This window comes from Monashia sp. HAY1-11D, assembly GCF_056868035.1.
This window is the reverse complement of sequence record NZ_CP200320.1, coordinates 2,675,168-2,699,096: the sequence shown is the minus strand read 5'-3', so window position 1 is coordinate 2,699,096 and position 23,929 is coordinate 2,675,168. Positions and strand designations below refer to the sequence as shown.

The following is a 23,929-nucleotide window of genomic DNA, read 5'->3' as shown; positions in this document are numbered from 1 at the left end:
GCGGCGCCTAGCGGAGCGCCTCCTGCATCATCCAGAGCCAGCTCGGACCGTTGTCGGTGGTGCTGGTCGGGTTCGGTGTCGAACCGGGTCCACCGGTCGGGGCGACCGGTGCCTGTACGGACAACGAGGCGGGGCTGTCGGAGGTCACGGCCGCGTTTCCGAGGGCCACCGGCGTCGACCCGAAGGCCATCGGGTAGCTGGCACCGCTCTGGGCGCTGCCACCGCCGGGGCGGGGCTTCGGCTCGTTCTGCGCACCCCGGACGTTGGTGCCCGAGCCGCGGGCGGCGGCGCAGTGTGCGTCGAAGTTGGTCGGCGGGAGGTTCGTCGTCCGGTGCGGCTCGACCTTCCGGGTCCCCTCGTAGCCGGCCACGCAGGCCTTGGGGTCGTCGGCGTTGAGGACCAGACCGAAGTGCGCGGTGCCGTCTCCGGGGATCACGGTGAAGCCGCCCGTGACGACGTCGGGGTAGGTGACGAGCATCTGCTCGATGCCGTCGAGCCGCGCCGTCGTGACGTTGCCGATGGTGATGAAGTTCGCGAGCAGCGCCGCGAGGCTCTGCTTGTTCTCGCGAATGAGGGCGTCGAGCTGGGTGACGGCGGTGGCCCCGCGGTCGAGGACCAGGCGCAGGTCCGGGTCGGCCTGCTTCAGGGCGTCCGCGACGTCGGCGAAGCCCGCGATGCTGGCGCGGATGTCCCTCCCGCTCTGCTTCTGGGTCGTCAGGACGATTCGGCCGTCGTCGATGAGCGTCGTCGTCTCGGGGAGCGCCTGCGTCGCGGCGACCGTCAGCCGGTCACCCGCGTCGACGAGCCGCTGGAGGTCGGACCCGCCGTCGGCGAAGGCGTCACCGAGCTCGTCGACGGTCGTGACGAGCGCGTCGCGGGGCACCGACGCGACGGTCCGGTCGACGTGCCGCAGCAGCTGGTCGATGCGGATCGGGAACGCGGTGTCCTCGCGGGGCACGACGTCACCCGCGGCGAGGTAGGGCGCGCGGTCGGTGCGCGGCTGGAGGTCGAGGTACTGCTCGCCGACGGCTGACCGGTTCTCGACGACGGCCCTGGTGTCCTTGGGCACCTCGGTGCCTCGGTCGAGGCGGGCGTCGACGCGAACTCCGTTGCCGGACAGGCGCATCGCTTCGACGCGGCCGACTGTGACACCCCGGTAGGTGACCTCGGCCCCGACGAAGATGCCGCCGGACTCGGCGAGGTCGGCCGACACGACGTAGCTGCCGCCGATGATCTTGTCGGTGAGGCCGACGTACCTGGCCGACAGCACGGCCACGAGCACGACGGACAGCAGCGCGAAGACGGCCAGCTGGATGCGGACGGTACGGGTGATCACCGGGAGCCTCCCGTCGGGAACAGCGAGGACCAGGCCGACCCGTCGGAGCCCGGCCCCGACGCCGACTGGCCGAGCGGCAGCCCGGGCAGGGTCGTCGGCAGGGGCACGCCGGGGACGGTGGGCACCGGGACCTTCGGCACAGAGGGGACGGAGGGAACGGACGGTAGCGGGACACCCGGCAGCGACGGCAGGCCCCCGGCGGGCAGCCTGCCGATGCCGAGGTTGTCGGCGATGGTGCCGACGTCGGTGTCGAGGGTGGCCCAGAGGTTGGTGTAGTCGCCCTTGATCGTCGACTGGGCGTTGTTCGGGAAGGGGTAGGTCAGCAGCAGCTGGAAGCTCTTGGGCAGGTCGTCGCCGGCCTTGTTGAGCTGGTGCAGGATCGGGCTGACGGCCCGCAGGTTGGCCTCGAGGTCGGCCCTGGAGCCCTTGATGACGCGAGTGCCGACGGCGCCGAGGTGGTCGAGGGCGGTGAGCATCGCGGTCAGCTGCCGGCGCTGGTCGGCGAGGATCTTCAGGCCCTTGGGCAGCTCCTCGAGGGCCTTGCCGATGTCGTCGCGGTGCTCGGCGAGCGTGGCGCTCAGCCGGTCGATGCCGTCGAGCGCCCGCACGATCTCGGACTTCTGCGCGTCGAGACCGCCGACGAAGGTGTCGAGCTGGCCGATGACGTCGCGGACGTCGGCCGTGCGACCGCGCAGGGCGTTGTCGAGCTCGGCCTCGATCGTCTTGAGCTGCGCGACGCCGCCGCCGTTGAGCAGCAGGGACAGCGCGCCGAGCACCTCCTCCACCTCGGGGTTGCGGGTCGTGCGCGACAGCGGGATGCGGTCGCCGTCGGACAGGCGTCCCTCGGGCGCGACCCCGGTGGGCGGGGCCAGCGCCACGTACTTCTCGCCGAGCAGGGAGGTCTGCTTGAGCTCGGCGGTCGCGTTGTCGGGCAGGACGACGGAGCGGGGCAGGCGCAGGCGCACCGTCGCCGTCCAGCCGTTGACCGAGATGTCCTCGACGGTGCCGACGCTGACCTGGTTGACCTTGACCGAGGACTGGGGCACGAGGTCGAGCACGTCGGAGAACTCGGCGGTGACGGTGTAGGCGTCGTCGCCCGTGCCGGCTCCGCCGGGCAGCGGCAGGTCGTAGGCGTTGCAGCCACCGACGGCGAGGCAGGCGACGACGGCGGTCGCCGTGGCCTTGAGGGCGGTGCGGACCGGACGCATCGAGGGCTCCTGCGGGGTGTGGGCCGACATCAGCGACCACCCCCGAGCAGGCCGCCGAGGGACGGGTCGGCTCCGCGGAGGTCGACGAGGCCGCCCGGCTGCGGCGTGCCACGCAGCAGGGTGCCGCTCGGCAGGGCGGGCAGCTGCGGCAGCCTGAGCAGCAGGGCCGAGCGCAGGGTGTCGCACAGCTTGCTGTTGCCGCTGTGCGTCGGCCCGGTGAGGATCGAGCAGACGAGCAGCAGCGGGTCGTCGAGGCCCTTGGCGTTGTTGCGGGTGTCGAGAGTGCCGGTCTGCGGGTGGTAGGCGTTCTGCAGGTTCGACAGCGCGGTCGGTGCGTTCTCGAGCACCTGGGCCAGCGCGTCACGCTGCTTGACGAGCGAGCCGGTGACGGCGACGGCGCGGTCGAGGTCGGTCTTGACGAGCGCGCGGTTGTCCCTGACGAACGACTGCACCTCGTCGACCGCGACGCCGAGGTTCTTCAGCGCCGACCGGAGGTCGTCGCGCTCGGCGGACAGCTGCACGGCCACGGTCGCGAGGTCGCTGTTGAGGCGGCGCACCTGGTCGTTGTTCGTCGCGAGCATCGAGGTGAAGGACTGCAGGTTCCGCACCGTGCCGAAGAGGTCCTCGCGGCTGCCCGAGAGGGTCGACAGGGCCGTGGACAGGTCGTGGACCGTGCCGTTGATCTTCGTGCCGTTGCCGTCGAGGTTGGCGGCCGACGTCTCGAGCAGCTGCGACAGGGCTCCCTGCCTGTTCGCGCCGTCCGGGCCGAGTGCCACCATGAGGTCGTCGAGGCTCTGCGAGACGCGATCGAGCTCGACGGGGACCGCCGTGCGCTCCAACGGGATTCGCGTACCGGCCGCGAGGGCGGGACCGGAGGTGTAGACGGGCAGGAGCTGCACGTACCGGTCGGACACCAGCGACGGCGCGACGATCGCGGCCTTGGCGTCGGCGGGCACGCGGTACCTGGCGTCGTAGCTGAAGGTGACGTGGACGTGGTCGCCCTCGGGCACGACCGTGTCGACCTGCCCGACGCGGACGCCGAGGATGCGGACGTCCGAGCCGGGGTACAGCCCGACGGCGCGGGTGAAGTCGGCGCTGACGGTCGTCTGCTCGGCACGCGGCCAGAAGGTGTACGCCCCGGCGGCGAGCGCCACGACCGCGACGGCGACCACGAGCATCGTGAGCAGGGACCGCGAGCGGGCGGCAACGGCGGCGGCCATCAGCGTCCACCCCCGAGCAGCTGCGGCAGCGAGGTGCCGGGAAGGGAGAGCCCGGGCGTGCCGACCGGCACGACGAGGTTGCTGACCCATGTGTCGAACCAGCGGCCGGTGCCGAGGGTGTTGGCGTAGACGCGGGTGAAGGGGGCCATGAGCTTGATCGTCTTCTGGAGGTCGGCGTCGTGCTTCTGGAGCAGGGCGAGGGTGCGGTCGAGCTCGTCGAGCGCGGGCTTGAGCTGGGCGCGGTTGTCGCGGGAGAGCCCGGTGAGCTGCTGGGCCAGGGCCGAGGTGTTGCGGAACAGCGTGCGGATCTCCTCCCGACGCTTGGCCAGCTCGACCATGAGTGCGTCGGCGTCGCGGATCAGCGTGCCGACCTGCTCGTTGCGGCTCTTGAGCAGCCCGGTGACGCGGTTGGCCCGCTGGAGCAGCGCGGACAGCTGCTCGTCGCGGCCGGCGACGGTGCGCGACAGGCGCGACAGGCCGTCGAGCGTCGAGCGGACGTACTTCGGACTGTCGCGGAACTCGGTGGCCATGACGGTCAGGGACTTCGCGAGCTGGTCGGTGTCGATGCGCTCGGTCGTCGTCGTGAGGTCCTGGAAGGCGTTGATGACGTCGTAGGAGCTGACGGTGCGCGTCGTCGGTATCTGCGACCCGGCGTCGAGCCGCCCGCTGCCCTTCGGGTCGAGGGCGACGTACTTCTCCCCCAGCAGGGTCTTCATGCGGATCGAGGCGCCGGTCAGCGAGCCGAGCTGCACGGAGTCGTCGGTGACGACGAAGTCGACGCGCACGTGCGACCCCTCGAGGTCGACGCCGGTGACCTTGCCGACCTTGACGCCGGCGAGGCGCACGTCGTCGTCGGGGCGGATGCCGCCGGCCTCGGTGAAGGCCGCGCTGTAGCCGGTGCCGCCGCCGATGACCGGCAGGCTCGAGGCGTTGAACGCGAGGAACAGGAGCAGCGCGATGACGACGAGCCCGGCGGCACCGATCGGGACGGGGTTGCGCTCGCGGAACGGGATGCTGCGCGACCTCATGGCTGGCACCTCGCGGACGAGACGTCGTAGGAGGGGGAGACGCCGGGCAGGATGGGGCTCCTCGTGTCGAAGCGGCACAGGTAGAAGTTGAACCACGAGCCGTACGTGGCGGTACGGGTCAGGGTCTCGATGCGCCGCGGCGCCGACGTGACGAAGTCCTCGAACAGCTTGACGTTGGCGGGCTTGTTGAGCGTCGTCGACAGGGTCCGCAGCTGGGCGACGTCGTCCTTGATGAGCGGACGCGTGGTCACCAGCAGGTCGGCGGTCTCGGCGGAGAGGTCGTTGATCCCGGACAGGGTGCGCCCGATGGTCTCGCGGTCGGCGGCAAGGCCGCTGGTGAACCGCTGGAGCTGGTCGATGAGGTCGAGCAGCTGCTGGTCATGGGCGTCGACGGTGCCGAGGACGGCGTTGAGGTTGTCGATGGTGCGTCCGATGACGGCGTCGCGGTCGGCGAGGGTCGAGGTGAGGCTCGCGGTCTTGGCCAGCAGCGCGTTGACGTTGCCGCCCTCGCCCTGGAGCGTCTCGATGAGGAGGCCCGACAGCTCGTTGACGTCCTTGGGCGACAGCGCCGCGAAGAGCGGCTTGAAGCCGTTGAACAGGACGGTGAGGTCGAGGGCCGGGTGCGTGCGCGCCAGCGGGATCGTCGCACCGTCGGGCAGCGGTGCGGCCGACCCGGTCCCCTGGGTCAGCGCGAGGTAGCGCTGGCCCACGAGGTTGCGGTACTTGACGGTGACCTCGGTGCCGCGGGTCAGCACCGAGCTCTTGAGCACCGTGAAGTCGACCTGCGCGACCGCCTGCCCGGTGCCCGGCGCCCGGGCCACCCGGACGTCCTCGACCTCCCCCACCCGGACGCCCGCGATCCGCACGTCCTGTCCCTCGACGACGCCGGTGGCGTCGGTGACCAGGGCGGTGTACGTCGCCTTGGAACCGAGCTGGATGTTGGCGATGGTCATCGCGAGGACGCCGGTGGCCGCGAGGGTCACGAGCGCGAACACGACGAGCTTGACGAGCGATGCCTTCCACCTCATCGGGTGCTCACCACCGTCCCGCGCATGAGCGGCCCGGCGAGCAGCGTCTGGATGCCCCTCGGGGCGGCGTCGTCCGAGTCGTCACGGGCGAGCAGCGCCGCGACGACGCGCTGCTCGTCGACGGTTCCGGCCGTGCCGGAGTCGGAGGCACCGGCCTCCCCGAGCAGCGCCTGGGGAACTCCGCTGAACGGGGTGCCGCTGCCGGCCGGTCGGGTGCCGTCGTCGAAGTGGTGGCCCTTGAACGGGTTCGACTGGGAGCCAGGGGGGTTCGGCAGGCCGTAGCAGTTCGGGCCGCGCTTGTCCTGCCATCGCGGCTCCTCCCCGGGCTGGTAGGCCGGACGCGGTGGGACGACCTCGAGCGTGATGTGGAAGGTGCCGCCGGAGAAGGCCTCGTTGACCCGCGGCAGCCAGTTGACGAGACCGGAGGCCATGCACGGGTAGATCGGGGAGTACTCGGACAGCAGCTGCAGCGTCGGGCGCGACACGCGTCCGACCTGGATGATCCGGTCGCCGTTGTCGCGCAGGAAGCCTGCCGTGGTGTCGGCGAACCCCGCCGTGCCGACGAGGAACGCGGCCAGCTGCTGGTCCTTCTCGACGATCGTCCGGTTGGTGACGCGCAGCGACTCGGTGAGCCGGAAGAGGTCCGGGCTGACGTCGGCGTAGAGGCCGGCGACGTCGGCGAGGAGGCTGACGTCGTCGGCGATGACGGGCATCTGCGGGTTGATCGCCTTGAGGTAGCGGTCGAGCAGCTGCAGGTTGCGTCCGATGCGGTCCCCACGCCCGTCGAGCGTCGTCGAGAGGGCGTTCAGGGTGGTGGCCAGCTTGGCCGGCTGGACGGTGCGCAGCAGCGGGTAGAGGTCGTCGAGGACGCTCTCGAGCTCGATGCCGACGGCACTGCGGTCCTGGGTGATGACGTCACCGGCCTGCAGGTGCCTCGCGCTCGGCGCGGCGACCGTGACGAGGTCGACGTACCGCTCTCCGAAGAGGGTCTTCTGCAGGAGGCGGGCGTTGACGTTCGCGGGGATCCGGCCGACCTGGTCCGGCTGCAGCGCCAGCTCGAGCCGGGCGCCGTCAGGCGTCACCGAGACGCTTCGGACCTCGCCGACGAGCAGGCCGCGCAGCTTGACGTCGCTGCTCTCCTGCAGCTGGCTGCCGAGGCGGTTGGTCTCGAGGGTGACCATGACGACCGGCGTGAACCGCTTCTGGAAGGTGGCGACCGACAGGGCGACGAGGAGGGTGACGACGACGACGAAGACCATGCCGTAGGCCTTCTGCCCCAGCCGCTTGCGCGTGTGCTGGGTGACCGGCCCGGGTGTCGAGTCCGTGCTGACGTCGGTGACGGGCTGGTGCGCGGTGGCGGTCATCCGGCGATCCTCACGCTCGTCGTCGCGCCCCAGATCGCGAGGGACAGGAAGAAGTCGACGATGTTGATCGCCACGATGGAGGTGCGCACCGCCTTGCCGACCGCGACGCCGACGCCGGCCGGGCCTCCCGAGGCCGTGTAGCCGTAGTAGCAGTGGATGAGGATGATGACGACCGCGAACACCATGACCTTGCCGAAGGACCAGAAGACGTCGCCCGGCGGCAGGAACAGGTGGAAGTAGTGGTCGTAGGTGCCCTCGCTCTGGCCGAAGTACGAGGTCGAGATGAACCGGGTGGCCGCGTAGGAGCTGAGCAGGCCGAGGACGTAGAGCGGCACGACGGCGACGAACCCGGCGATCATCCGCGTCGTGACGAGGAAGGGCAGCGACGGGATGCCCATGACCTCGAGCGCGTCGACCTCCTCGGAGATGCGCATCGCGCCGAGCTGGGCGGTGAACCCGCAGCCCACCGTCGCCGCTAGCGCGAGCCCGGCCACGAGCGGGGCGATCTCGCGGGTGTTGAGGTAGGCGGAGAAGAACCCGGTGAAGGCGCCGGTGCCCAGCTGGTCGAGCGAGGAGTAGCCCTGCAGGCCGACCTCGGTGCCCGTGAAGAAGGCGAGGAACGCGATGACGCCGACGGTCCCGCCGATGACCGACAACGCGCCCGTGCCGAGCGACACCTCGGCGAGGAGGCGGACGACCTCCTTCTTGTAGCGGCGCAGCGTGCGGCCGCTCCACGCGAGCGAGCGCACGTAGAAGCGCATCTGCTCCCCGAGCGAGTCGAGCGTGCGCGACGGCGCGCTGGCGAGATGGAGCAGGCGCTCCGCCGCGGGGTTCTGGGTCTTCGTCGTCATCGCGGCCTCAGATCTTCTGCGGGACGACCTGGAAGTACACGGCCGTGATGACGAAGTTGACGACGAACAGGAGCATGAAGGTGATGACGACGCTCTGGTTGACGGCATCACCGACGCCCTTGGGCCCACCGCCGGCGTTGAGCCCCTTGTAGGCGGCGACCACGGCGGCGATCGCGCCGAAGACGAGCGCCTTGACCTCGGCCGTCCAGAGGTCGGGCAGCTGGGCGAGCGCGGTGAAGCTGGCGATGTACGCGCCCGGCGTGCCGCCCTGGACGATGACGTTGAAGACGTAGCCACCGACGACACCGACGACGGAGACGAGGCCGTTGAGGAGGACGGCGACGAGCATCGAGGCGAGCACCCGGGGCACGACGAGGCGCTGGATCGGGCTGATCCCGAGCACCTCCATCGCGTCGATCTCCTCGCGGATCTTGCGCGAGCCGAGGTCGGCGCAGATGGCCGAACCACCGGCGCCGGCGATGAGCAGCGCCGTGACGATGGGGCTCGCCTCACGCAGGACGGCCAGCACGCTCGCCGCCCCCGTGTAGGACTGGGCGCCGAGCTGACGCGTCAGGGTGCCGAGCTGCAGGGCGATGACGGCGCCGAACGGGATGGACACGAGGGCGGTCGGCAGGATCGTCACGCTGGCGATGAACCACGCCTGCTGGACGAACTCCTTGACCTGGAACGGTCGTCGCGGCAGGGACCGCATGACGTCCAGCGCGAGCGCGAAGAGCGAGCCGGACTGCCGGAGGGCGCCGGTGAGGGGTGCGGCCACGTCAGCGCACCCCGTCCAGGGCCGCCGCCTGCGCCGTGGCCGGGGCCGGCGGCGTCGAGGCAGGCGGCGTCGAGGCGGGCGGCGTCGGGCCCACTGGCGTCGGGCGCAGGTGCCCGTCGGTGGCGAACGAGCCGGGCGGCGGCGTCACCCCGTTCTCACGGCACCATGCACCGGCGGGTCGGGCCGTGCGCCGCGCGGACCCGTCGGACGGCTCGAGCTGCAGGGCGATCGGTGGCAGCGGCGGCAGCTCCTGGCCGGACTCGGCGGCCAGCTCGTCGGCGTCCTTCTCCTCGGACATGCCGATGGGCCCAACGCGCTGGGCGTTGAGGAACTGGCGCACGACCGGCTCCTCGGAGGACAGGAGCATCTCGCGGGGGCCGAACATCGCCAGGTGGCGGTGGTAGAGCAGCCCGATGTTGTCGGGCACCGTGCGGGCCGTGTTGATGTCGTGCGTGACGATGAGGAACGTCGCCTCGATCTGGGCGTTGAGGTCGACGATCAGCTGGTTGAGGTAGGCCGTGCGCACCGGGTCCAGGCCGGAGTCCGGCTCGTCGAAGAGGATGATCTCGGGGTCGAGCACGAGGGCCCGGGCGAGGCCGGCCCGCTTGCGCATGCCCCCGGAGATCTCGCCGGGCAGCTTGCCCTCGGCGCCCTGGAGCCCGACGAGCTCGATCTTCTCCCCGACGATGCCCCGGATCTCGGACTCGGACTTGCGCGTGTGCTCGCGGAGGGGGAAGGCGATGTTGTCGTAGAGGTTCATCGACCCGAAGAGGGCACCGTCCTGGAAGAGGACGCCGAAGAGCTTGCGGACCTCGTAGAGGTCGTGCTCACGCAGCCGCGTGAGGTCCTGGCCGTTGATGACGATCGACCCGGCGTCGGGCTTGAGCAGCCCGACGAGGGTCTTGAGGAAGACCGACTTCCCGGTGCCCGAGGGGCCCAGCATCACCGAGATCTCCCCGGCGGGGAGCGTCAGGGTGACGTCCTTCCAGATCGTCTGCGACCCGAAGGTCTTGGTCAGACCGCTGACCGCGATCTCCACACCCATGTGGCACCTACTCGTTGTCTCGACCGTCTCGACTCGGTTGTCTGGGAAACGAGTGGTCAGGGGCGAAGTTACGCGCGAGTTCACCCTCCCCCCATTCGGCGTCGGGCACCCCTACCCTGTGAGCAGGCCGCATGGCGGGGATGGGAGCCGGGAGCGACGAGGAGGGCTGATGCGGGCACAGCTGTTGGCCTCGCAGGTCGAGCCCGGTGCCGTCATCGAGGTCGAGGGCCGGCCCCGGCGCGTGCTCGGGACGCTCCGCTTCGTCAGCGACGGGCGTCGGTGGCGCGAGCACTGCGTCGAGGGGTCACGGTCGGGCAGCCGCGAGTGGGTCGCGATCAGTCCCCGCGACCGCGACACCGTCATCGAGTGGACCGCGCGCCACGACCTCGTCGGCGAGCCGGATCTGCGCGGCCTCACCCTCGACGGGCGCGAGTGGGACCTCGACGAGGCCGGCACGGCCACGTACACGGCCACCGGCGACACCGGCACCGGCCGGGACGGCACGTGCGAGTTCGTCGAGTACACGTCGGGGGCCGATGCCGTCCTCGTCTTCGAGAGCTTCGACGGCGGCGTCTGGGAGATCAGCACCGGCCGGCGGGCCCGCCCGGAGGCCGTGACCGCCTACCACGACGTCGTCGGCTGAGCCCACCGCACAACCGGCGACCCCGGATCCCTAGCCGTGCGTGGCGGTGACCTCGTGCCGTAGCCGGCCGTCCTCGACGTGCAGCGTCACCGACGCGACGCTGCCGGCCGCCCCGAGCCGGGCCAGCCCCGCGAGAGCCGCGTTGAGCCGGTCGAACGTCTCGGGCGTCGGGACGGGGGCCTGCCCGTCGGCGTTGCCGGACAGGCCGGTGAGCCGGTGGTCGGGCCCGACCGTGATGGTGGCCGCGAGGCGCTCGACGTCCCGGCCCCGGAACGCGACGACGCCGGCGTGCAGCGTGCGGGCCACACCGTCGAGCAGTTCGCCGACGCGTGCCGACGCGTCGTCGGGGTCGACGACCTCCGGTGCGGACCCGGACGCGGACCCCTCGGACCGGCGCGGCGAGTGTCCCTCGCTGAGGAAGCCGACGGCGGCGAACTCGATCTTGGCGAAGTCCACGACGGCGTCGCGCGCGAGCGAGTTGTCGATGACGTAGGCGAGGTTGACCGCCAGATCCCTCATGCCCGGGTGCAGCTGCTGGCCGACGAAGCGCGCGCACAGCAGCATCGCGTGGACCCGCACCATCCGGCGGCCGCGCTGGTCCTGGACGCGCTGCTCCGGCTCGACGCGGCCGAGGTCGAACCCCTCCGCGGGATAGAAGTGCACCGGGCGCTCGAGGACGAGCAGCGAGTAGTCGGGCCGGTCCGAGCCCGGCATGAGCCGGTAGAGCTCACCGTTGAGGGGTAGCTGCCACTCGAGCTCCGGCGGCGCGACGTCGAACCGGGTGACGCTGACGAGAGGTCCGTAGCGACCCGAGGGTGCCGCAGCACCTGGCGGCGTCCATTGCGGCGTCGCCCCCTCGTCAGCCCCCGGAAACGCCCCGGAGGCGAGGCCCTTGGCATGCGAGCGCCATCCCATGCGGTCAACCTACCGGCAGGCGCACCGCGCCCACGGGCACCGGCCGCCGCGGCGGCGAGCGTGCTCCGGCGTCGTTACGGTGGAGTGGTGACGACAGTGGGCAAGGACGCTCCCGAGCTGCAGGACCTCTCCGAACTGGTCGACGCGCTGCCGACGGGCGCGGTCCTCACGGCACCCGACAGCGTCGCGGCCTACCGCTTCGACTACACGGCCGACCCCGGTGCCGGGACGCCGAGCGTCGTCGTGCGCGCCACGACCGCCGCCGACGTCCAGGCCACGCTCCGGTGGGCGTCGGCGCACGGCGTGCCCGTCGTGCCCCGCGGCGCCGGCAGCGGCCTGTCCGGCGGCTCGAACGCCGTCGACGGGTGCGTCGTGCTCAGCCTCGAGCGGATGCGCCGCGTCGAGGTCGACCCGGCCACCCGCACGGCCGTCGTCGAGCCCGGCGCCCTCAACGCCGAGGTCAAACGGGCCGCCGCCGAGCACGGCCTCTGGTACCCGCCGGACCCGTCCTCGTTCGAGATCTGCTCGATCGGCGGCAACGTCGCGACCAATGCCGGCGGCCTGTGCTGCGTCAAGTACGGCGTGACGAGCGACTACGTCCTCGGGCTCGACGTCGTCCTCGCCGACGGCACCCTGGTCCGGCTCGGCGGCGCGCGCATCAAGGACTCCGCCGGCCTGTCGCTCGTCAAGCTCTTCGTCGGCAGCGAGGGCACGCTCGGGGTCGTCACCCGGGCGACGCTGCGCCTCGTGCCGGCCCAGGCCCCGCCGGCGACGCTCGTGGCCACCTTCGACGACGTCGCCGACGCCGCCCGCGCGGTCGTCGCGATCGGTGGGCGGTTGCGCGCCTCGATGATGGAGCTGATGGACCAGGCCTCGATCAACGCCGTCGAGGACCACCGCGCGATGGGCCTGGACCGGGACGCCGGTGCCCTCCTCGTGGCCCAGTCCGACGCGCCCGGCGAGGCCCGGGCCCAGGAGATCGCGGTCATGGAGCAGCTGTGCACCGCGAACGGCTCGCGGGAGTGCTTCACGACGACCGACCCCGACGAGGGCGAGCTGTTCGTCGCCGCGCGCCGGGCGGCCATCGTGGCCATCGAGCGCCGGGGCCTGCTCATGCTCGAGGACGTCGGTGTGCCGGTGCCCCGCCTGCCGGAGCTGCTCACCGGCATCGCCGAGATCGCGCGCCGTCGCGAGGTCGAGATCCCCGTCGTCGCCCACGCCGGCGACGGCAACACCCACCCGGTCATCGTGCACCCTCCCGGCGACGAGGCCGCCCGGGCGCGCGCGGCCATCGCCTTCCGCGAGGTCATGACCCTGGCCATCGGCCTCGGCGGCACCATCACGGGCGAGCACGGCGTCGGGCGGCTCAAGCGCGCCGCCCTCCCGGAGCAAGTGGGCCCGGACGTCATGGCGCTGACGCATCGCATCAAGTCCGCCCTCGACCCCCAGGGCATCCTCAACCCCGGATCGGGGTTCTGACGACGCCATCTGGTTCGAGGTATCCCGTCGCAATCCACCGCGACGAGCCACCTCGACCCGCGGCGCGACAACGCGAAGGCGGGCCCGACCGCATGGTCGGACCCGCCTTCGCGAGGCAGTGATCCCGGCAAGTGCCGGGTCAGATCACTTGAGCTCGACGGTCGCGCCGGCGCCCTCGAGCTGCTCCTTGGCCTTCTCGGCCGCAGCCTTGTCGACGTTCTCGAGAACGGGCTTCGGGGCGCCGTCCACGAGGTCCTTGGCCTCCTTGAGGCCGAGGCTCGTGAGGGCGCGGACCTCCTTGATGACCTGGATCTTCTTCTCGCCCGCGGCGGTGAGAACGACGTCGAACGAGTCCTTCTCCTCCTCCTCGACGGGGGCAGCGGCGCCGCCGCCGGCCGCCGGAGCGGCGGCAACGGGGGCAGCAGCGGTGACCTCGAAGGTCTCCTCGAACTGCTTCACGAACTCGGAGAAGCTCGATGAGGGTCATCTCCTTGAAGGCGTCGAGGAGCTCGTCGGTGCTGAGCTTCGCCATGATGGCTTCCTTCCTGTTTCTTGCCGTGAGTGGCGTTGTGGTGGTTGAGCGACGCCGTGCGTCAGCTCTCGTCGCCACCCTCGGCGACGTCGGTGGTGGCCTCGTCGGCGGCAGCCGGCGCGGCGGGTCCCTGGGCCTCGACCTTCTGGCGCAGCGCGTCGACCACACGGGCCGTCTGCGACAGAGGAGCGACGAACAGGTACGCGGCCTTGGTGAGCGAGCCCTTCATGGCGCCCGCCAGCTTGGCCAGGAGAACCTCGCGGGACTCGAGGTCCGCGAGCTTCGTGATGTCCTCGGCCGTCAGCGGCTTGCCGTCGAGGACGCCGGCCTTGATGACGAGGAGCGGGTGTGCCTTGGCGAAGTCACGCAGGCCCTTGGCCGCCTCGACCGGGTCACCGGTGACGAAGGCGATCGCGGACGGGCCCTGGAGCTGGCCGTCGAAGGCCGTGATCCCGGCCTCCTTGGCGGCGAGCTCCGTGAGCGTGTTCTTGACCACGGCGTAGGTGGCGTGCTCTCGGATCGAGCTGCGCAGCTCGGACAGCTGCTTCACGGTCAGACCGCGGTACTCGGTGAGAACGGCCGCGCCGGACTCACGGAAACGGTCCGTGATCTCGGCGATGGCTGCCGTCTTCTCGGCGTTCGCCATCTGGGCCTCCTTCCCTTGCGTGGTGACGCCGGGAGGAGGATCTCCGTAGGGCCTGCACGAAAAGAGCCCCGGCGCAGGCGCTCGGGGCTCGGACGGGCACGTGGGCGTGCCGCTCTCGCTCGATCGGCCTGCGCCGGTTGCCCGCATCGTGCGGGACCTTCGGGAGTCGTGGAACCACGTCTCCAACCGGCGGTCATTGGTCGCGGACCAGCGTACGTGCTCGGGCCGCCACGACAAAATCGAGCCATCCCGCGCCCGGCGAGAACCCGTCAGGCTCGGCGAGCGCGCCGCGAGCGCGCGGCGAAGTCCCGCCACGCGACACGGCGGCCTGCCCGATCCGGCGGGTCCGCGCCAGCATCCTCGCAATCGTCCCCACGAGCACCTAGCGTGGGGCCATGGTGACTGGCGGTGGACCACGCCGGCACGAGCACCCCGGCGTGCGGGCCCTCCGGCGCCGGCGGCTCTGGGCCGGCACAGCGGTGCTGGCCTGCGTCGCGGCCGACGTCTGGTCGGTGAGCTGGGCCGGTGCGCGTGAGACCGACTCCCCCGCCGCCCTCCCAGTGCTGTCCCGGGTCGCCCTCACCGCCGGGACCGGCCCCCTCGTCCACGTCGACGCGGTGGAGACGGTGCCGACGTCGCCGCTCATGCCGGGCTCCGACGCCGCGGTCGCGGGCCAGCGTCCCCTCTCGGCGACGCAGGGCCCGACGTCCGGCACCGCGTCGGAGGGCACGTCGACCTCGTCGGCGACGCACGTCGTCGAGCGGGGCGACGGACGCTTCACCGTCCTCGCCGTGCCCACCGACGCCGAGCGCACGCACGTCTCGAGCGGACGCGTCGTCCGCTACACGCTCGAGATGGAGGGCGGCCTGGACGTCGATCCCGACGAGTACACGCGGACGGTCGTCTCGGTGCTCACCGACGGACGGGGCTGGCAGGGCGTCGACCACGTCCGCTTCGTCGGTGTCTCGCCCCAGCAGGTCGCCGCGGGCACCACGCCGGACCTGCGCATCACCCTCGCGAGCCCGGACACCACCGACCGCCTCTGCGCCCCGCTCGAGACCCGTGGCCAGGTCAGCTGCCACAACTCGGGGCGCGTCGTGCTCAACCTGCGTCGGTGGGTCCTCGGCGCCGATGCGTACGGCAAGGACGTCACCGGGTACCGCACCTACCTCGTCAACCACGAGGTGGGCCACGGCATCGGTCACGCGCACGCCTACTGCGGGGGTCCCGGCCAGGCCGCGCCGGTGATGATGCAGCAGAGCTACGGCCTCAAGGGCTGCACCGCCTGGAACTGGCCGAGCCCGAAGCCCGCCTGACGCGTCCGGCAGCCCGCGCCGGTTCCCGGCCCCGCGGCCCGTCGTCCAGGGGGCGCGCCCGGGGCGCCGGGCACCGTGCTCGGCCCGACGCCCCGGTCGCGTCCGTCAGAGGACGGCGCTGTAGCTGTAGCCGATGCGGATGACCGAACCGGTCGGCAGTGAGCCGAGGACGCGGTCGGTGACGATCTCGACCATGACGACCTCGATCGACTTCGCGGTGCGGGTGACCTTGTGCAGCGTCACCTTGCCCAGGCCCGGCACCGTGACGACGGTGTTCGGCGGTACCGACCCGTTGACGGCCGGAAGCTTGGGGATGCTCAGCCCGGTGAACGAGCTGCGGTCGACGAGGACGGGCGCAGCCGACGGGCTCGACTGTGTCACCGCGGTGTCCGCGACGAGCGCGTCGGCCCCGATGACACCGGCGAGCACCCGCGGGGAGCCGACCCGGTTGATGACCCGCACCGCCCGGGAGGACGTCGTGGCCGTGGCGGCCACCGTGGTCGTCGTCGTGCCGGTCGTGACGACGCCCGGAACGGTGGCCGACGCGACGTTGGCGGAGCCGGTGCTGCCGGCGCACTGCGGGTGGGCCAGGGCCGTCGGGCTCGACAGCACTCGGCCGTCGGCGGCGTTGGCGCTCGTGGCGTAGCCGGTGCCCGCGACGAGACCCACGACCGGGCGGGTCAGCGACGAGCTGGAGACGCCGACGAGGACGTTGGACCCGATGTCGATGCCGAACGGGTTCCGGCCGGTGACGACGACCTGGAGCGCGACGGTCTGGACCCGCCACTCCGAGCCGACCCACGCCTTGGTCTGGCGGTTGAGGTAGACGGTCGCGTACGGCTTGCCGTCGCTGCCGCGCAGGTAGAGGGCCGTGTTCGGCGCGGGGGTCGCACTCTGGGCCTGACCGGCGACCGTGAGACCGACGAGCTGAGCACGGTTGCCGCCGGTGAACGTGGTGCTGCCGTTGACGACGGCGGTGCTGGCCGAGCTGACGGCGCTGGTGCGCACGAGCCCGCCGACGAGGTTGACAGCGCCCGTCGTGGCCGTCGTGCGGCTGACCTTGAGCCCGTTCTCGATGGACGAGGAGGCCGTGGTCGACGTCGCCCCGACGGTGCCGAGGGGCGCGGCGTTGACGGCGGCAGCGGTGCCCTTGACGGTGCGCCCGAACGTCGTCGTGCACCCGATGCCGGCGTAGGCCACCGGCCCGGACACCACCTTCGAGCCCACGGCGGCGTAGGTGCCGTAGGCGTATGACAGGACCCCGACGTTCGGGAGGCCGGCGGCCTGCGCGGGTCCCGCCAGCGGGAGGGTGGAGACGGCAAGCGCCGCCGAGAGGAACGCGGTCCGTACCGCGCGATGCATGGTGCTCATGGAAGCTCCTGACTCGATCCCACACAGCGTCGGTCCCCTGTGACCGACCCACCGGGCAAACGAGTGCGCAGCGCGAGGTGTTATGGGTGGTTGGCCCGAATTGTCGAAGCGCTCCCCAGCAGAACCGCAGGTGGGAGGGCCGGACCTGCACGTGCGACGCGCCCGCCACCTGTTCCTGTGGGCAGGCGGCGAGCGCCTCGGTCGCAGCAGGTCGATCCCGCGTCAGGGAGCCGGGTGGACCACCATCGCGGAGCCGCCGCCGCGGCGCACCGGTTCGGCCGCCGCCTCGAAGACCCCGTCGCCGAGGCTGCGGATGGCCGTGACGGCACCGATCTCGCCGGCGTCGGTCAGCGTGTGGCCCAGGGCGCGCAGACCGGCGGCCGCGGGGCTGGCCAGGAACGCCGGCTCCGCACCCTCCCCCGAGGCGCTGTTGCGCGACGAGAGCCGCGGTGCGGCGATCGCGTCGACGAGGGAGAGGTCACGGTCGAGGTAGCCGAGGATCGTCTGCGACACCGACGTGATGATCGTGGCGCCACCGGGCGAGCCGACCGCCAGGAACGGCGTGCCGTCCTTCAGGATGATCGTCGGGCTCATGGACGAGCGCGGCCGCTTGCCGGGGCCCGGGAGGTTGGGGTCGGGCGCATCGCCCTGCGTCGGGGCGAAGTTGAAGTCGGTCAGCTCGTTGTTGAGCAGGAAGCCCCAACCGGGCACGGTGATCCCCGAGCCGCCCGTCTGTTCGATGGTCAACGTGTAGGACGCCACGTTCCCCCACCGGTCCGCCGCCGTGAGGTGAGTGGTCGACTGCCCCTCGCTGGGCTGCGCCGACGCGGGGGCGGTGGCGCACGAGGTGTCGTAGGAGCCGTCGGGCACGCCCGGAGGTATGGGCCGCGAGTGGGCCTTGGCCGGGTCGAACAGGCAGGCGCGCTCGGCGGCGAAGTCGGGGTTGACGAGCTGGGACACCGGCACGCCGGGGACGTCACCGACGTACCGGTTGCGGTCGGCGAACGCCGTGGCCGACGCCTCCGAGAAGCGGTGGAGGTACTGGACGTCGCTGACGTCGCTGGTCGCCACTCCGGTGCGGTCCTCGTAGGCCTTCATGAGGTTGAGGATCTCGGCCACGGCGATGCCGCCCGAGCTCGGCACCGGCATGCCGTAGACGTCGAGACCCTCGTACCGCGAGTGGATCGGCGCCTTGGTCAGCGCACGGTAGGCCGCGAGGTCGCGCAGCGTCATCGTGCCGCCCATGACCTCCTGACCGGGCTTGGTATGCGGCGCGTTGACCTCGCGGACGATCGCCTCGCCGAGGCGCCCGCGGTAGAGGACGTCGAGCCCCTGGGTGCGCAGCGTCCGGTACGCCTTGGCCATGTCGGGGTTGGTGAACGTCGAGCCGACGGCGGGCGGCTGCCCCCGGGCAGGAACACCCGCGCCGTGGCGGGGAACCTCGAGAAGCGGTCGGCGTTCTGGGCGGTCTGGTCGTGGAAGGTCTGGTCGACGACGAAGCCCTTCGCCGCCAGGCGCTCGGCCGGCTTGAGCGCCTCGTTGAAGGAGAGCGTGCCGTAGTCGCGCAGGGCCTTGGCCCACAGCGCCGGAGTTCCCGGGACACCGACCGACAGGCCGGAGTTCACAGCCGTGTTGAAGGCATAGGGCTGGCCGGTCGCCGGGTCGATGAAGGCCTGGTCGGTGAAGGACATCGGCGCCGTCTCGCGGCCGTCGATCGTGCTCACCTTCTTGGTGCGGGCGTCGTAGTAGACGAGGAAGCCGCCACCGCCGATGCCGGCGCTGTACGGCTCGGTGACCCCGAGGGCGGCGGCGGTGGCCACGGCCGCGTCGGCCGCGTTGCCGCCCCGGGCGAGGACGTCGATGCCGACCTGCGAGGCGTCCCGGTCGACGGAGCTGACCGCTCCACCGGAACCCGTCATGACGGGCACCTTCGGCAGCGTGGCGGGGCGGCCGTGCCATCCGCGGTCGGTCGTGTGGCTGGGGGCGGAGGTCGGGGTCGCGGGCTGCGCGCCCGCCTGAGGCGCGAGCAGGGCGAGCGGGAGGCCCGCGCTGACACCCGCCACGACCCAACGTCTGGTGCTGCGTGTCTGTCGGCTCATCCGTCGACCGTACTCGCGCAAGGCCGTTCGGGCGCCCTGGCGACCCGGCCGATTCGGCGGACACGAGCAGAGCCCGCCACCCGAGGGGTGGCGGGCTCTGGCGTCGGACCGGCCGTGGGCCGTCGGTGACCGAGGGCGTGGAGCGACCTCAGGCGGTCGCGTCCTCCTCGACGAGGAGGTTGCGCGTCTTGCTGAAGTCGAGCGGGATGCCGGGGCCCATCGTCGTGGAGATGGTGGCCTTCTCGATGTAGCGGCCCTTCGAGCTGGCCGGCTTGAGACGCAGGATCTCCTCGAGCGCCGCGGCGTAGTTCTCGACGAGCGACTTCTCGTCGAAGGAGGCCTTGCCGATGATGAAGTGGAGGTTCGCGTGCTTGTCGACGCGGAACTCGATCTTGCCGCCCTTGATGTCGGTGACGGCCTTGGCGACGTCCATCGTGACCGTGCCGGTCTTCGGGTTCGGCATGAGACCGCGCGGGCCGAGGACCTTGCCGAGTCGACCGACCTTGCCCATCATGTCGGGCGTCGCGACGACGGCGTCGAAGTCGAGCCAGCCGCCCTGGACCTTCTCTAGCATGTCGTCCGAGCCGACGTACTCGGCGCCGGCCTCACGGGCAGCCTCGGCCTTGTCGGCGTTGGCGAACACGAGGACGCGGGCCGTCTTGCCCGTGCCGTGCGGCAGGTTGACGGTGCCACGGACGGCCTGGTCGGCCTTGCGCGGGTCGACGCCGAGGCGGAAGGCCACCTCGACGGTCTCGTCGTACTTGGCCTTGGCCGTCTGCTTGGCGACGCGGACGGCCTCGAGGGGCGCGTAGACCTTGCCGGGCGTGATGAGCTCGGCGGCTGCGCGGTAGTTCTTGCTGCGCTTCATGACTGCTCCTTGCTGTTTCGTGGAGTCGTGGTGCGACCGTGCGCTGGTCTCCCACGGAGCCGCCGGCCGGGGGCCGGCCTCGGTGGCCGGTGTGCCGTGCGGCTCGGTTCGGGCGGCCCGCCCCCGAGGGGGCGGGCTCCCGACATCAGGGTGACCCGGGCTCTCAGAAGCTCGGTGTCGATGCCCATCGAGCGAGCGGTGCCGGCGATGATGCGCGCCGCCATCTCCTCGTCGTGGGCGTTGAGGTCCTCCATCTTCTGGCGGGCGATCTCGAGGACCTGGTCGCGCGAGAGCTTGGCGACCTTCGTCTTGTGCGGCTCGCCGGAGCCCTTGGCCACACCGGCGGCCTTCTTGATGAGCTCGGCGGCCGGCGGCGTCTTGGTGACGAACGTGAACGAGCGGTCCTCGTAGACCGTGATCTCGACCGGGATGACGTTGCCGCGCTGGGCCTCCGTCGCGGCGTTGTACGCCTTGACGAACTCCATGATGTTGACGCCGTGCTGGCCAAGGGCCGGGCCGACCGGCGGAGCGGGCGTGGCCTGACCGGCCTGGATCTGCAGCTTGATGAAGCCGGAGACCTTCTTCTTGGGGGGCATGGGTGCCTACCTTCTTCGTTGTGGGCCGACGCCGTGGGCGATGACCCGGTTGCATGCCTCCGCGGGGTGCCGCGGGGGCGATGGTGCGGACCGCGTGGTCCGGTCGGTCAGATCTTGGCGACCTGGCCGAAGGACAGCTCGACCGGGGTCTCCCGGCCGAAGATCGAGACCAGCACCTTGAGCTTCTGGGTGTCGGTGTTGATCTCGGAGATCGTGGCGGGGAGGGTCTCGAACGGGCCCTCCATGACGGTGACGGACTCGCCGACCTCGAAGTCGACGACCCGCACGTCCTTCGGCGCGCTCGACGCAGCCGCGGCGGCGCCACCGGCGGGGGCGGCGGCCTCGAGGCTCGGCGCGAGCATCGTGAACACCTCGTCGACGGACAGCGGCACGGGCTGGTGGGCGTTGCCGACGAAACCGGTCACGCCCGGCGTGTGGCGCACGGCGCCCCAGCTCTCGTCGGTGAGGTCCATGCGCACGAGGACGTACCCGGGCATCCGGACGCGGCGGACCTGCTTCTTCTGGCCGTTCTTGATCTCGGTGACCTCCTCCATGGGCACCTCGATCTCGAAGATGAAGTCCTCCATGTTGAGGGTCTGGATGCGCGTCTCGAGGTTGGCCTTGACCCGGTTCTCGTAGCCCGCGTACGAGTGCACGACGAACCAGTCGCCGTCACGCATCCGCAGGTCACGCTTGAAGTCCGCGACGGGGTCGGCGCTCTCCGGCGCGCCGGCACCGTCGGCGTCGCCCTCGGCGTCCGCGTCGCCCTCGGCGTCGACGTCCGCGTCGCCCTCGGCGTCCGCGGCGCCCTGGGCGACCTCACCGGTCGTCTCGTCGAGAGTCACGTCGGCGGTGTCCTCACCCGCGGCGTCGACCGAGGCGTCGGACGCGTCGACCAGCGGCTCGACGACGTCGCTCTCGGTGTTCTCGCCGTTCGGGGCGCCCTGCGGGGCGAACTGCTCGGACACGCTCTGACCTACTTCCTTGCTCGTGGACCAGCCGGTGCGGCTGGGCTGACTCCCGGTGACGGGGGCGGCCGTGTCCCGCGCGCCCGGCCCGATGCGCGACCTAGGTCGTCGAACCGGTGAGGACCCACGAGATCAGCTTGCTCAGACCGAAGTCGAGCGCCGACACCAGGGCCATCATGACCACGACGAAGACCACGACGACCGTCGTGTACCGCACGAGCTCGGGACCCGTGGGACGCACGACCTTGCGCAGCTCGTCGAGGATCTGCCGGACGAAGAGGCTCATCGCACCGAAGAACCGCGACAGCGGGTTGCCGCCGCGAGCCTGGCCGGCCCGGCCGGACCCGCGCTTGGCGCTCGTCTCCGTCACGATTCCTACTTTCTGCCTGGGAAACGGCCCGCGACAGGCCCCGAGGTCCGGGGCAGGAGCCGCGTGCCGCCTTGCACGACGACCACATCACTGGGATGCGCAGGGCAAGAGGGACTCGAACCCCCAACCGCTGGTTTTGGAGACCAGTGCTCTACCAATTGAGCTATTGCCCTTCGCCGTGGTCGTGGGGCGACCGCGGCGGGACGGCATGCGACAGCATGGCCAGCGTCAGCCGTCCGAGCGACGATCATACGGGACGGATCGGTCCGACGCGAACCGGCCGTCGCGGCGCCACACCACCGGCATGCGGACCGCCCTGCTCGGGTCGCGCACCCGGTGGCAGGATCGTGGACGTGACGAACTCGCGCAGCCCCCTCGCGTCCCTGTCCGACGACGACCTCGCCGCCTTCCTCACGGAGCAGCAGGCAGCCTATGCGGCCCTGAAGGACCGCAGCCTCACGCTGGACCTGACGCGCGGCAAGCCCTCGAGCGCCCAGCTGGACCTGTCCGACGACCTGCTCCGGCTGCCGACGACGACGAAGGACCGCGGCGGCGTCGACGTCCGCAACTACGGCGGCCTCGAGGGGCTGTCCGAGCTGCGCGAGATCTTCGCCGACCTGCTCGGGGTCGACGCCTCGCAGGTCGTCGCCGGCGGCAACTCGAGCCTGACGATGATGTACACGACGGTCGTCGACCTGCTCCTGTTCGGCGGCGTCGGCTCGCCGCGGCCGTGGTCGCAGGAGCCCGCCGTGAAGTTCATCTGCCCCGTGCCCGGCTACGACCGCCACTTCTCGATGCTCGCCGAGCTCGGCATCGAGATGGTCAACGTCGACATGCACGACGACGGCCCGGACATGGCGGCCGTCGAGGCGCTCGTCAAGGACGACCCGACCGTCAAGGGCATCTGGGTCGTGCCGACCTACGCCAACCCGACGGGGGCCGTCGTGTCGCAGGAGGTCGCGGCCCGCCTCGCCGCGATGCCGACCGCGGCGCCGGACTTCACGATCTTCTGGGACAACGCCTACGCGTTCCACCACCTCACCGACGACGAGGCCAAGAGTGCGGACATCCTCACGCTGGCGGCCGCCTCGGGGAACCCGAACCGGCCGATCATGTTCGCCTCGACCTCGAAGATCACCTTCGCGGGGGCGGGCGTCGCGGTCCTCGCGGCGAGCGAGGCCACCGTCCGGTGGTACCTCAAGCACCTGTCGATGGCCTCGATCGGTCCCGACAAGGTCAACCACCTGCGCCACGTCGAGTTCTTCCGCGACGCCGACGGCGTCCGCGCGCACATGCGCCGGCACCGCGAGATCATCGCCCCGAAGTTCGCCGCCGTCGACGAGGCCCTGACCGCGGGCCTGGCGGGGCTCGAGGTGGCCACGTGGAGCCACCCGACCGGCGGCTACTTCGTCAACCTCGACGTGCTCGACGGCACGGCCTCGCGCGTCGTCGAGCTGGCCAAGGCGGCCGGCATCGCCCTGACCCCGGCGGGGGCCTCGTTCCCGCACGGTCAGGACCCGCGCGACCGCAACATCCGCCTCGCCCCGACCTTCCCGACCCTCGAGGAGGTCCGCACCGCCATGGCGGGCGTCGCGACGTGCGTGGCCCTCGCCGCCGCCGAGAAGGTGACACGGGAGCGTGCAGCCGGGGTAGGGACCTCGCAGAGCACCGCCCCCGCCGCGGAAGGAGCGACACGGTGAGCGACACCGGGCCCGACGAGAGCATCAGCGACGACCTGACGACCTACAGCGTCGACGACGAGGACCAGCCCTCGAACATCGAGGACCTGGACGACGAGGACGTCGACGACCCGCTGGACCGGGGCTACTCCCCGCCCGAGACCGAGCGAGGCACCGACGCGTTCGGGACGACCGCCTACGAGCAGTCCCTCGACGAGACGATCGACCAGCGCATCCTGCAGGAGGAGCCCGACCCCGCCTCGGCGTACGGGCGGCCCGAGAACGAGAGCGGCCTCGACGAGGACCGCCTCGGCGGTGACGACCCCGACTCCATCGCGGCCGAGGACGACTGGCTCGGTGACAACGAGGTCGGCGACCAGCGCGCCGGTCGCCTCGTCGCCGACGACGAGGGGGCGCACGAGGACGCCGAGAAGCAGGTGTGGGCCACCGACGTCGGGATCGACGGGGCTGCCGCGTCCGCCGAGGAGGCCGCGGTGCACGTCGTCGACGAGATCGCGGACGAGCCCGAGGACCGCTGACCCCGGACGCAACGCACGACGCGGCCGCGTCGGCGCGCGAATCCAGGTTC

20 protein-coding genes, 1 tRNA gene and 3 pseudogenes are annotated in these 23,929 nt (G+C 71.6%); 5 read left to right on the top strand and 19 right to left on the bottom strand.

Translation table 11 applies throughout. The annotated features are described in order from the left end of the window. Window positions 1–7: 7 nt before the first annotated feature. The 9 genes from AC1VM9_RS12450 to AC1VM9_RS12410 are packed head-to-tail and all read right to left on the bottom strand — an operon-like array spanning window position 8 to window position 9,858. The gene (locus AC1VM9_RS12450) at window positions 8–1,336 is read right to left on the bottom strand and encodes an MCE family protein (RefSeq protein WP_481340685.1); all 1,329 of its coding nucleotides are present in this window, start codon (window positions 1,334–1,336) and stop codon (window positions 8–10) included. Then, window positions 1,333–2,574, bottom strand: coding sequence for an MCE family protein (locus AC1VM9_RS12445; protein WP_481340684.1), 1,242 nt, complete (start codon window positions 2,572–2,574; stop codon window positions 1,333–1,335). The genes AC1VM9_RS12450 and AC1VM9_RS12445 overlap by 4 nt, the downstream gene beginning before the upstream one ends. Next, complete coding sequence (locus AC1VM9_RS12440; protein WP_481340683.1) at window positions 2,574–3,764, bottom strand: MCE family protein; 1,191 nt, start codon at window positions 3,762–3,764, stop codon at window positions 2,574–2,576. The genes AC1VM9_RS12445 and AC1VM9_RS12440 overlap by 1 nt, the downstream gene beginning before the upstream one ends. Beyond that, a complete protein-coding gene (locus tag AC1VM9_RS12435; RefSeq protein ID WP_481340682.1) occupies window positions 3,764–4,792 on the bottom strand; it encodes an MCE family protein in 1,029 nt (342 codons plus the stop codon). The genes AC1VM9_RS12440 and AC1VM9_RS12435 overlap by 1 nt, the downstream gene beginning before the upstream one ends. Then, window positions 4,789–5,820, bottom strand: a complete 1,032-nt coding sequence (locus AC1VM9_RS12430; RefSeq protein ID WP_481340681.1) for an MCE family protein — start codon at window positions 5,818–5,820, stop codon at window positions 4,789–4,791. Before AC1VM9_RS12430 ends, AC1VM9_RS12435 begins: the two co-directional genes overlap by 4 nt. After that, complete coding sequence (locus tag AC1VM9_RS12425) at window positions 5,817–7,184, bottom strand: MCE family protein (protein WP_483122876.1); 1,368 nt, start codon at window positions 7,182–7,184, stop codon at window positions 5,817–5,819. The genes AC1VM9_RS12430 and AC1VM9_RS12425 overlap by 4 nt, the downstream gene beginning before the upstream one ends. After that, window positions 7,181–8,035 carry an MlaE family ABC transporter permease gene (locus AC1VM9_RS12420; protein WP_481345161.1) on the bottom strand — a complete coding sequence of 285 codons (855 nt, stop codon included), beginning with the start codon at window positions 8,033–8,035 and terminating at the stop codon, window positions 7,181–7,183. Before AC1VM9_RS12420 ends, AC1VM9_RS12425 begins: the two co-directional genes overlap by 4 nt. 7 nt (window positions 8,036–8,042) lie before the next feature. Continuing rightward, a complete protein-coding gene (locus tag AC1VM9_RS12415) occupies window positions 8,043–8,813 on the bottom strand; it encodes an MlaE family ABC transporter permease (protein WP_481340678.1) in 771 nt (256 codons plus the stop codon). Window position 8,814: 1 nt separating this feature from the next. Further along, a complete protein-coding gene (locus tag AC1VM9_RS12410) occupies window positions 8,815–9,858 on the bottom strand; it encodes an ABC transporter ATP-binding protein (RefSeq protein ID WP_483122874.1) in 1,044 nt (347 codons plus the stop codon). Between the two features lie 169 nt (window positions 9,859–10,027). On the opposite strand from AC1VM9_RS12410, the gene AC1VM9_RS12405 reads away from it, so the two are divergent. Then, window positions 10,028–10,501, top strand: a complete 474-nt coding sequence (locus tag AC1VM9_RS12405; RefSeq protein ID WP_483122873.1) for a DUF4178 domain-containing protein — start codon at window positions 10,028–10,030, stop codon at window positions 10,499–10,501. Window positions 10,502–10,531: 30 nt separating this feature from the next. Here AC1VM9_RS12405 and AC1VM9_RS12400 read toward each other — a convergent pair whose 3' ends face one another. Further along, on the bottom strand, window positions 10,532–11,416 hold the full coding sequence (locus AC1VM9_RS12400; protein ID WP_483122872.1) for a hypothetical protein: 885 nt from the start codon (window positions 11,414–11,416) through the stop codon (window positions 10,532–10,534). A 96-nt stretch (window positions 11,417–11,512) separates the two neighbouring features. Here AC1VM9_RS12400 and AC1VM9_RS12395 point away from each other — a divergent pair, with 96 nt between their 5' ends. After that, on the top strand, window positions 11,513–12,895 hold the full coding sequence (locus AC1VM9_RS12395) for an FAD-binding oxidoreductase (protein WP_483124009.1): 1,383 nt from the start codon (window positions 11,513–11,515) through the stop codon (window positions 12,893–12,895). Between the two features lie 144 nt (window positions 12,896–13,039). Here AC1VM9_RS12395 and rplL read toward each other — a convergent pair. Together rplL and rplJ are read right to left on the bottom strand one after the other, a co-directional pair. Beyond that, window positions 13,040–13,427 (bottom strand): annotated as a pseudogene (rplL, locus tag AC1VM9_RS12390) (50S ribosomal protein L7/L12). 61 nt (window positions 13,428–13,488) lie between these two features. After that, on the bottom strand, window positions 13,489–14,073 hold the full coding sequence (gene rplJ, locus AC1VM9_RS12385) for a 50S ribosomal protein L10 (RefSeq protein WP_481340673.1): 585 nt from the start codon (window positions 14,071–14,073) through the stop codon (window positions 13,489–13,491). A gap of 395 nt (window positions 14,074–14,468) precedes the next feature. On the opposite strand from rplJ, the gene AC1VM9_RS12380 reads away from it, so the two are divergent. Beyond that, the gene (locus AC1VM9_RS12380) at window positions 14,469–15,389 is read left to right on the top strand and encodes a DUF3152 domain-containing protein (RefSeq protein WP_483122870.1); all 921 of its coding nucleotides are present in this window, start codon (window positions 14,469–14,471) and stop codon (window positions 15,387–15,389) included. 105 nt (window positions 15,390–15,494) lie between these two features. On the opposite strand, the gene AC1VM9_RS12375 is transcribed toward AC1VM9_RS12380, so the two are convergent. The 7 genes and pseudogenes from AC1VM9_RS12375 to AC1VM9_RS12345 all read right to left on the bottom strand — a co-directional run bounded on the left by AC1VM9_RS12375 (window position 15,495) and on the right by AC1VM9_RS12345 (window position 21,834). Further along, window positions 15,495–16,760: a choice-of-anchor P family protein gene (locus tag AC1VM9_RS12375; protein WP_483122869.1), complete on the bottom strand. Its 1,266-nt coding sequence runs from the start codon at window positions 16,758–16,760 to the stop codon at window positions 15,495–15,497. Window positions 16,761–16,982: 222 nt separating this feature from the next. Next, window positions 16,983–18,679 (bottom strand): annotated as a pseudogene (gene ggt, locus AC1VM9_RS12370) (gamma-glutamyltransferase). Between the two features lie 328 nt (window positions 18,680–19,007). Then, complete coding sequence (rplA, locus tag AC1VM9_RS12365) at window positions 19,008–19,727, bottom strand: 50S ribosomal protein L1 (protein ID WP_481340669.1); 720 nt, start codon at window positions 19,725–19,727, stop codon at window positions 19,008–19,010. 170 nt (window positions 19,728–19,897) lie between these two features. After that, window positions 19,898–20,323: pseudogene (rplK, locus tag AC1VM9_RS12360) on the bottom strand (50S ribosomal protein L11); the annotation flags it as partial. Window positions 20,324–20,430: 107 nt separating this feature from the next. Next, complete coding sequence (nusG, locus tag AC1VM9_RS12355) at window positions 20,431–21,291, bottom strand: transcription termination/antitermination protein NusG (RefSeq protein WP_483122868.1); 861 nt, start codon at window positions 21,289–21,291, stop codon at window positions 20,431–20,433. A 100-nt stretch (window positions 21,292–21,391) separates the two neighbouring features. Beyond that, on the bottom strand, window positions 21,392–21,661 hold the full coding sequence (gene secE / locus AC1VM9_RS12350; RefSeq protein ID WP_481340666.1) for a preprotein translocase subunit SecE: 270 nt from the start codon (window positions 21,659–21,661) through the stop codon (window positions 21,392–21,394). 100 nt (window positions 21,662–21,761) lie between these two features. Further along, window positions 21,762–21,834, bottom strand: a tRNA-Trp gene (locus AC1VM9_RS12345). Between the two features lie 180 nt (window positions 21,835–22,014). Here AC1VM9_RS12345 and AC1VM9_RS12340 point away from each other — a divergent pair. Together AC1VM9_RS12340 and AC1VM9_RS12335 are read left to right on the top strand one after the other, a co-directional pair. Continuing rightward, window positions 22,015–23,361, top strand: coding sequence for an aspartate aminotransferase type Ic (locus AC1VM9_RS12340; protein ID WP_483122867.1), 1,347 nt, complete (start codon window positions 22,015–22,017; stop codon window positions 23,359–23,361). Beyond that, the gene (locus AC1VM9_RS12335) at window positions 23,358–23,879 is read left to right on the top strand and encodes a DUF5709 domain-containing protein (RefSeq protein WP_481347423.1); all 522 of its coding nucleotides are present in this window, start codon (window positions 23,358–23,360) and stop codon (window positions 23,877–23,879) included. The genes AC1VM9_RS12340 and AC1VM9_RS12335 overlap by 4 nt, the downstream gene beginning before the upstream one ends. Window positions 23,880–23,929 lie beyond the last annotated feature (50 nt).

Excerpts from the sequence above, each read along its gene's own strand:
- AC1VM9_RS12445 (WP_481340684.1), bottom strand. The coding sequence starts at position 2,574 with ATGTCGGCCCACACCCCGCAGGAGCCCTCGATGCGTCCGGTCCGCACC.
- AC1VM9_RS12440 (WP_481340683.1), bottom strand. The coding sequence starts at position 3,764 with ATGGCCGCCGCCGTTGCCGCCCGCTCGCGGTCCCTGCTCACGATGCTC.
- AC1VM9_RS12435 (WP_481340682.1), bottom strand. The coding sequence starts at position 4,792 with ATGAGGTCGCGCAGCATCCCGTTCCGCGAGCGCAACCCCGTCCCGATC.
- AC1VM9_RS12430 (WP_481340681.1), bottom strand. The coding sequence starts at position 5,820 with ATGAGGTGGAAGGCATCGCTCGTCAAGCTCGTCGTGTTCGCGCTCGTG.
- AC1VM9_RS12425 (WP_483122876.1), bottom strand. The coding sequence starts at position 7,184 with ATGACCGCCACCGCGCACCAGCCCGTCACCGACGTCAGCACGGACTCG.
- AC1VM9_RS12420 (WP_481345161.1), bottom strand. The coding sequence starts at position 8,035 with ATGACGACGAAGACCCAGAACCCCGCGGCGGAGCGCCTGCTCCATCTC.
- AC1VM9_RS12410 (WP_483122874.1), bottom strand. The coding sequence starts at position 9,858 with ATGGGTGTGGAGATCGCGGTCAGCGGTCTGACCAAGACCTTCGGGTCG.
- AC1VM9_RS12405 (WP_483122873.1), top strand. The coding sequence starts at position 10,028 with ATGCGGGCACAGCTGTTGGCCTCGCAGGTCGAGCCCGGTGCCGTCATC.
- AC1VM9_RS12400 (WP_483122872.1), bottom strand. The coding sequence starts at position 11,416 with ATGGGATGGCGCTCGCATGCCAAGGGCCTCGCCTCCGGGGCGTTTCCG.
- rplJ (WP_481340673.1), bottom strand. The coding sequence starts at position 14,073 with ATGGCGAACGCCGAGAAGACGGCAGCCATCGCCGAGATCACGGACCGT.
- AC1VM9_RS12380 (WP_483122870.1), top strand. The coding sequence starts at position 14,469 with ATGGTGACTGGCGGTGGACCACGCCGGCACGAGCACCCCGGCGTGCGG.
- AC1VM9_RS12375 (WP_483122869.1), bottom strand. The coding sequence starts at position 16,760 with ATGAGCACCATGCATCGCGCGGTACGGACCGCGTTCCTCTCGGCGGCG.
- rplA (WP_481340669.1), bottom strand. The coding sequence starts at position 19,727 with ATGAAGCGCAGCAAGAACTACCGCGCAGCCGCCGAGCTCATCACGCCC.